We start from the raw sequence: 6,989 nt of genomic DNA on the forward strand, positions 1-6,989 counted from the left end.
TCTTCGTTTAGTGGAATAAGCGGAGCTTTCATAATATATCGCCAGAGGAGGATTGTACGTCCTCCTCAATAAAATTTACGGTTTATTTTTACTTCAATTTTGATTTTGGTAAAAAATAAAATGTACTTTTTTTGGGGAAACTACCAGTATCCTTAATTAATGGAATAAAAGAGAAATAGTCTTCAGTTTGATGATGAATTTAAGAGGACCCTAAAAAGAATAATAAAAGAATAATCGAAAAACAATCAAAAAATAGAATTCTTAAGCTTTGATTTGAATTTATACGAAATCTTTTATAAATTCCCCAAACAGCTGTCTGGATTTTTCTAATCCTTTATCTATCCCATCTAAATGGTTTTTGGTATAACGCGGTTTTTCGACAACAATAGTGTCTAAAAGCAGGTCAAATCTATCCTGTAAGCTTTTTATCTTTGCATTTCGATCTTCTTTAAAATTATTTGAATTGGAATGAACAAATTTCTCTGCATTTTCCTCAAAAGCATCCTTAGCTATTTCAAGTCCCTGATTAATTCCTTCTTTATAATCGGAGTAAGGTCGCCTATCCTTATTCTCATCGATCAGCTTACTGAAGATTCTAACTGCATCTTTAACTTTTTGCTCTTCCAGTCTACCCTCTCCGTATTTTTAAAAACGAAAAAAACTGTATATACCAATAGAAGAAGTTTTAACTCTGATTAGATTAATCTCGCTTCCAGATGATTAATTGATATATCATTTATATATACTTATTTCGTTCTCGTTTCAGGGAGTTCTGGATTCGAATAAAGTAACTTCCTACTATTTCGAATGAATGGGTTCTCCTTTCTACATTACAGCCTTTTTATAACCCGGTCTTTATTCCCCTTTTAAACCCTGCTTGTTCATAGAATCTAAGCGTGCTTTCTTCCTTTCGTCCGGTTAACAACACAACTTTATACAATTATTCTCGTTTGCGGTCTCCACAGCTTTCTGTAAGACTGCAGTCCCATACCCTTTGTTTCTATACTCGCTGTGGAATAAAAACAAAAAATTCGAGCTAAAAAAGCGAAACCAAAATAGATAAAATGAACTAAAAATAAAATAGGAAGTAAAAAAGGTAAAAAAGGTAAAAATAATTCAGAATCGGCACGCGTTAATATTATATCTTCCACTTCTTCATCTGCTCTTCACGCCATTTTTCCATTGCTTTCCAGATGGGCAGAGGATCAATGCCATGAGTTTTGATGTAATTCTCTCGAGTATACTCATTCATATTGCTATCCACGAAGTGTAATGTAGCCTGATCGGGCTGCAGCCTTGCTCCCGCCGGTATTGATGCAGGGTTTATACAAACATCTGCACAGTAGCGCCATTCTTCCCCGCCGCCTGTTGATTCTATCCTGAACGGCTTTCCGCAATTCGGACAAACCCCAAACATTGTCTGATCTTCTTTCTGATCCATAATTTCCCCCGTACGACTGAAATTCCGATTCATCTAAATATTGCGTAGGATATTATATATTTCATTTTATATCAATTTTGTCTGGCACTCTGTCCTTTTTTTAAATGGCCTTACTCACGAGCCTTTATAAATGTACCCGATTCTCCTGCCAGAATAGTTTAAACCTTCATTTTGAGGGATCTTGCTTGCGAATCGGTAATCCAATCGCAAAATTCTCCGGACTGAATAGCAGAACCCCTGTAGAAATACAAAAGAGTTAATAAAAGATCTAAAAATTGCAAAGAAAATTAGAATGTAAAAATCATAAAATCGACGAGATGTAAAAAATAAAAAAATAAAAAATAAAAAATTACATAAAATTAAAGCTGGTTTTATCCAGCTAAAGAATGTACTTATTCCTTCCTTACACTTTACTATACTTTGAACATTTCCAGGCAAAAAACTTACAGCCACAGGACAAAATTGCGAAAGAGATCGACAAAAACAACAATGTACATACTGAGATTTGTATTTCGGTCGTTGACGTTTTACTTGCTCCTTTTTACCTTCATATGGTATTAAGAGCACGATAATATAGCATCCTTTTTAACATTTTCGGTACGTTTCAATTTCAAGGAGTTTCAAGCCGATCGTTATAACTGCGCGGCCAGCAGGGCAAAATCAGGAGAAAATCGATTCAATCCCGGTTTTAATGGCTCTTGATAACGAATATTCTTAATTTTCGGAATTATTTTCTCTTTTTTCCTCTCCCGCAGGGCGGTAGTTTCTGCCGGTTTTCATCTCTCAGAGAGCCTCAACCTCAACTTTTTCCTCCTCGGCTAGAAGGCTGGCTCTGATGAATGTGGCATCTGCCACGTCTGCGATAACCCGCCGCCCTGGGCCCTCGGGCGCAAACCAGACGTATCCTCTTCCATCAGCCTGAGTTATTCCATGGTTTCGCATCTTCTCCTGACCTGTTTATTTCCTTCGGTTCTGTACTCTCTGTAGTTATCGAGTTATCTTGAGTTATTGCGTTGTCTTAGGTTATTGCGTTGTCTTGGTTGGCGTGTTATCGATCCTCTTGCTATCCTGGAATCATTTGCTTATCAACATTAGTCTGTTTTCGAGAATGGGAAGAGCAGGGGTGAGATAAAAAAGCCAGTGAAAATCTTAAATCACTTTTTTGTCAGGCTGAGTCAAAAAATCCAGGGTTTAAGCCGATAAAAAAGGTGGAGCGGTTAAACTCAATAAAAGTAGAGTCTTTAAACTCAAAAAAAGAAAGAGCTTTTGAACTCAGAAAAGAATAGAGTTTTCAAGCTCAAAAAATTATAAACTTTATGTATTCTCCTGGGAGAATGACTCTTTTACGAATTCTCTAAATATTTTTTTAGATTTTTCGAATCCAGTATGTACTCCATCCAAACGCTCTTCCGAACAATTTGGCTTTTTTGACAGGGCAATCCCATCTAAAAGCTGGACAAAGTTATTTTCCATGCCTCTGATCCTTTCAGCCTGATCTTCACCCGGGCCGGGTAAAGAGAGTTTTTCCAGATTCTCCTCGAAAGTGTACTTGGCTATATCCAGGCCTTTGTTAACTCCTTCTTTAAAGTCTGAATAAGCCTGATAGTCCTTATTCATTTCAATGTAGGTATTAAATTTTCGAACCAGGGTTTTCATTTTTTGTGTATCCAAAATCATCGCTTCCTTTTTTAATTGATTTTGATTTTGAAATATATTTTTTAGATCGCAGATACCAGAGTTTCAACTCTGAAAAACATTAAACTATGAGATATAAATATGAGATATAAATATAAGTTGCCATAAAAAAATTGGATCAAGTGATTTTTACACTTCCCATGATAAAAAAGCAGGGCATTAAAATATATTATTATAAATGAAAATAGTACTTACAAGTATATTAAGCTTATTGAGAAAAAATTAAAGGCTATTAAATATTCCAACGGGACTCTGTTTTTGTCAATCTTAAAATTGAATTATATCGAATTTATTTGAATTTGTATCCGAGTTTACATCCGAACTTATATTCAGGATCCAGGCTTTGTAGAAATCCTGAATTATTAGGTTATTATAAAGCGGTATATAAAGTCCTCCTTCCACTTTCTACCACAAAAACGCAGGAGCAATAAAATAAATTGATGTAAATAAAAATAGCAGTAACCAGTATATAAAGTTTATTGATGTTATTCTGTCATGCTGCCTTTAGCTCTTCTTTAACTTAGTCATATGGTTTTATTAAATCACTGGAGCCGATCATTTATTTCAACTCCTGTTTTAACGAATCTTATCTAAGGATATAAATAAGTAAGGCAGGTTAAAGCTACACAATTGATAGTTTCTATCCCTGTCCTGGTGGATCTTTAGCTGACATTGCTTGCGAATAGTCTTATATACAACTAACTATAAATTGAAAATACATGAAAGGATTTTCTATCAATATCGAAGACGCCACTCTGGAAAATGACAATTTCCGCAAGGTGCTCTATACTTCAAAGTACAGCCAGCTGGTACTCATGAGCCTCAGGCCCGGAGAAGACATCGGGATGGAAGTGCATGAGGAAAACGACCAGTTTTTCCGTTTCGAATCAGGCCAGGGGAAGTGCTTAATCGACGGCAACGAATACGAACTCAGTGACGGAGTTGCAGTTGTTGTGCCTGCAGGCGCGGAACACAATATCATCAACACGTCCGGAACTGAAGAACTGAAACTCTACACCATCTATTCGCCAGCACACCACAAGGACGGAATCGTACGCGCCACGAAAGAAGAAGCCGAAGCCAATGAAGCCGAGTTCGACGGAGTAACTACGGAATAACGGCAAATTCCCGCCACGACCACTGAAAATATAATGAAGAGTGCTTTATATTTTATAAAGCACTTTTATTTTTTCTCTTTTTTGTAATTGCTATTTGTTTCTATCACAGGGTTTCTATCACAGGGTTCCTGGCTCACCCTTTACTGCTGTTCTTCCTGTCATTAATTCGAATCGCTTTTCTGGTGGTATACAGATATAGAAAAACCCCTACAATTGACATTACTTCTAAAATTGTGAAATAAATCATTTGTGAGCTGTCACCGGAATTATAATTATGCCAGATGAATAAAAGGTAACCGAAGCAGTAAATCACGTTGGCATAGAACGCTTTATTGACCATGACCATGTACGAAGCTATTATATTCGGAATAATTATCCAAATATTTTCTATCATTTTTCCCATCCGTTTTTATTATTGAGGCTTGTAAGAGTCCTAATTTCTGTATTATTATAAAAAACCTGAATTAAGCTCCCCTTCCACTTTGTGCCTGAAAATATTGGAGTATATAAATAAGTGAATTGAGATAAAAATAGCAGTAACAGGTATATTAAGTTTGTTGAGGGAAGTTTTGAAGTTATACAGTCTTTTAGATAGGATCTTTAATAGGGCTCCAGATCCGGGTAAAGATACGGCTCAATCCTTGCTTTAATGGATCTTGCTCTCGAATGATTAGTGCCACTTGAATTTTCAAGCGTAAAATTATAAGGTTTCAATCCCTGTCTTAATGAAGCTTGCTTTCAAATAGCCATGGAAAGTTTAAGGCCTTAGCTGAGAGCCGGTTAATTTGCTTTGTGGAGGCCTGAGAGCAGCAAAGAGATAACCTTTACTTTTGCAGAAGAATAAAAAGAATATTCGCCCGGCAGTCTTACAGGCTCAAACAATAGCAGCATACTCTAGAGACATGCAGTTCAATTTTTATTATGTGCGTCCCAGAAATACTTCTATTGTTTTTTAATAATCTGAAAAGAATTAACATACCATTAAGGCACGTAGCATCCGTTCTTTAGATGATAGGGTTTCATCTTTCAAAATTTCGAGTTTTTTATATAATATCCCTACATGGATTCTTTTTTCTCTTATGATTTCCATTGTTTCATTATAATGAGGTCCTTCTGTTATATTTTGGTTCGCCAGGTCTTCTGTATAGCCTTTAATGTCTTCTTCGTCAAGCTCGATTAATGTTTGAATGTTTATTATTTGACCTTCTAACGCTATTTTATCCATGTCTTCAGTCATGCTTTCATTCCTCGTCTACAGTCCCAGTTTCAATCATTGTTTTAATGGATCTTTCTCTCGAATCGTATTATATTTCCTGAAGATATACCTTTAGCGGTTTCAATCCTTGTTTTAATGGATCTTGCTCGCGAATATTCTTATGCAGAACGGAATACCTGTTCTTTCTCCTGGTTTCAATCCTTGTTTTAATGGATCTTGCTCGCGAATTTCGGTTATCAATCTCGGTCTAGCTCCCCGAATTGTGTTTCAATCCTTGTTTTAATGGATCTTGCTCGCGAATTTAAGTTTGCAGAAGGGAGTCCATTTTCCCTTGTGAGTTTCAATCCTTGTTTTAATGGATCTTGCTCGCGAATTGGTTTCCGGGGGCCGGGTGCCTGTGAGTGACCTGTTTCAATCCTTGTTTTAATGGATCTTGCTCGCGAATCCCACGCTGGAAATATCGAGGCACTATTGAAATATGTTTCAATCCTTGTTTTAATGGATCTTGCTCGCGAATATTGTATGATTGTACCGTTTGATGCGGTGGCACTGTAGGTTTCAATCCTTGTTTTAATGGATCTTGCTCGCGAATCGCTGTAGCACATGCCAGCAGAAATATAATAATCTGGTTTCAATCCTTGTTTTAATGGATCTTGCTCGCGAATACTTGAAGAAACCGCAGAACTTGAAGCGCATGAAGAGTTTCAATCCTTGTTTTAATGGATCTTGCTCGCGAATACAGGCTCATTCGGAGTATGTACCCTGATATCGCCCTGTTTCAATCCTTGTTTTAATGGATCTTGCTCGCGAATCAGGTAAGCTTTGTTACTGCTGAACCAATGTCCTGAGTTTCAATCCTTGTTTTAATGGATCTTGCTCGCGAATCCTTGAGGACTTTGAAGAAGAGCCTGAGAGAGAAGGTTTCAATCCTTGTTTTAATGGATCTTGCTCGCGAATCCCTGAACCAACTTCAATGACTCGCTTCTCACCTAGTTTCAATCCTTGTTTTAATGGATCTTGCTCGCGAATTGGTATTGTTGGATGTCGAGGGGCATGTTATCACCGTTTCAATCCTTGTTTTAATGGATCTTGCTCGCGAATCAGGTTCATCTCGTCCAAGAATCCCCCATGCAGGAGGTTTCAATCCTTGTTTTAATGGATCTTGCTCGCGAATCCTGAGAATAGTTTTGAGGAAGTTCTTGAGGATGTGTTTCAATCCTTGTTTTAATGGATCTTGCTCGCGAATCAATCGTGGATGATTGAGAATTATGTTAGACTCTGTTTCAATCCTTGTTTTAATGGATCTTGCTCGCGAATTTGAACATAGCCTCTTTCTCATCCCATACTACAACGGTTTCAATCCTTGTTTTAATGGATCTTGCTCGCGAATGCTATCGACATATACGGGGCAGCGACCTGGGTACGTTTCAATCCTTGTTTTAATGGATCTTGCTCGCGAATTCTTCTGCGGTAGCTCCGGCAATATTTGGATGTTTGGTTTCAATCCTTGTTTTAATGG

6 protein-coding genes and 1 CRISPR repeat array are annotated in these 6,989 nt (G+C 37.2%); of the genes, 1 reads left to right on the forward strand and 5 read right to left on the reverse strand.

Annotation, left to right across the window (positions count from 1 at the left end; translation table 11 throughout):
• Nucleotides 1–918: 918 nt before the first annotated feature.
• The 3 genes from ACPK8D_RS15960 to ACPK8D_RS15970 all read right to left on the reverse strand — a co-directional run bounded on the left by ACPK8D_RS15960 (nucleotide 919) and on the right by ACPK8D_RS15970 (nucleotide 3,112).
• Nucleotides 919–1,026, reverse strand: a complete 108-nt coding sequence (locus ACPK8D_RS15960) for a GNAT family N-acetyltransferase (RefSeq protein WP_424718843.1) — start codon at nucleotides 1,024–1,026, stop codon at nucleotides 919–921.
• 112 nt (nucleotides 1,027–1,138) lie between these two features.
• Nucleotides 1,139–1,441 (reverse strand): hypothetical protein, encoded by a 303-nt coding sequence (locus tag ACPK8D_RS15965; protein WP_424718844.1) that lies wholly within the window; start codon nucleotides 1,439–1,441, stop codon nucleotides 1,139–1,141.
• Between the two features lie 1,314 nt (nucleotides 1,442–2,755).
• Entirely contained in the window at nucleotides 2,756–3,112 is a 357-nt protein-coding gene (locus tag ACPK8D_RS15970; RefSeq protein WP_424718845.1) for a hypothetical protein, read from the reverse strand.
• A 743-nt stretch (nucleotides 3,113–3,855) separates the two neighbouring features.
• Here ACPK8D_RS15970 and ACPK8D_RS15975 point away from each other — a divergent pair.
• Nucleotides 3,856–4,254, forward strand: coding sequence for a cupin domain-containing protein (locus ACPK8D_RS15975; RefSeq protein WP_424718846.1), 399 nt, complete (start codon nucleotides 3,856–3,858; stop codon nucleotides 4,252–4,254).
• A gap of 133 nt (nucleotides 4,255–4,387) precedes the next feature.
• Here the strand turns inward: ACPK8D_RS15975 and ACPK8D_RS15980 are convergent, their stop codons facing one another.
• Together ACPK8D_RS15980 and ACPK8D_RS15985 are read right to left on the reverse strand one after the other, a co-directional pair.
• Nucleotides 4,388–4,648, reverse strand: coding sequence for a hypothetical protein (locus ACPK8D_RS15980; RefSeq protein WP_424718847.1), 261 nt, complete (start codon nucleotides 4,646–4,648; stop codon nucleotides 4,388–4,390).
• Between the two features lie 576 nt (nucleotides 4,649–5,224).
• Nucleotides 5,225–5,491 (reverse strand): hypothetical protein, encoded by a 267-nt coding sequence (locus tag ACPK8D_RS15985; RefSeq protein ID WP_424718848.1) that lies wholly within the window; start codon nucleotides 5,489–5,491, stop codon nucleotides 5,225–5,227.
• A 26-nt stretch (nucleotides 5,492–5,517) separates the two neighbouring features.
• Nucleotides 5,518–6,931: direct repeats of the CRISPR family, unit length 37 nt; unit sequence GTTTCAATCCTTGTTTTAATGGATCTTGCTCGCGAAT.
• The last annotated feature ends 58 nt before the right edge of the window (nucleotides 6,932–6,989 follow it).

It is taken from the genome of Methanosarcina sp. (assembly GCF_049706645.1).
Taxonomy (GTDB): Archaea; Halobacteriota; Methanosarcinia; order Methanosarcinales; family Methanosarcinaceae; genus Methanosarcina.

Bases quoted from the DNA above. Each gene is read 5' to 3' on its own strand.
- ACPK8D_RS15965 (WP_424718844.1), bottom strand. From the start codon at position 1,441: ATGGATCAGAAAGAAGATCAGACAATGTTTGGGGTTTGTCCGAATTGC.
- ACPK8D_RS15975 (WP_424718846.1), top strand. From the start codon at position 3,856: ATGAAAGGATTTTCTATCAATATCGAAGACGCCACTCTGGAAAATGAC.
- ACPK8D_RS15980 (WP_424718847.1), bottom strand. From the start codon at position 4,648: ATGATAGAAAATATTTGGATAATTATTCCGAATATAATAGCTTCGTAC.
- ACPK8D_RS15985 (WP_424718848.1), bottom strand. From the start codon at position 5,491: ATGACTGAAGACATGGATAAAATAGCGTTAGAAGGTCAAATAATAAAC.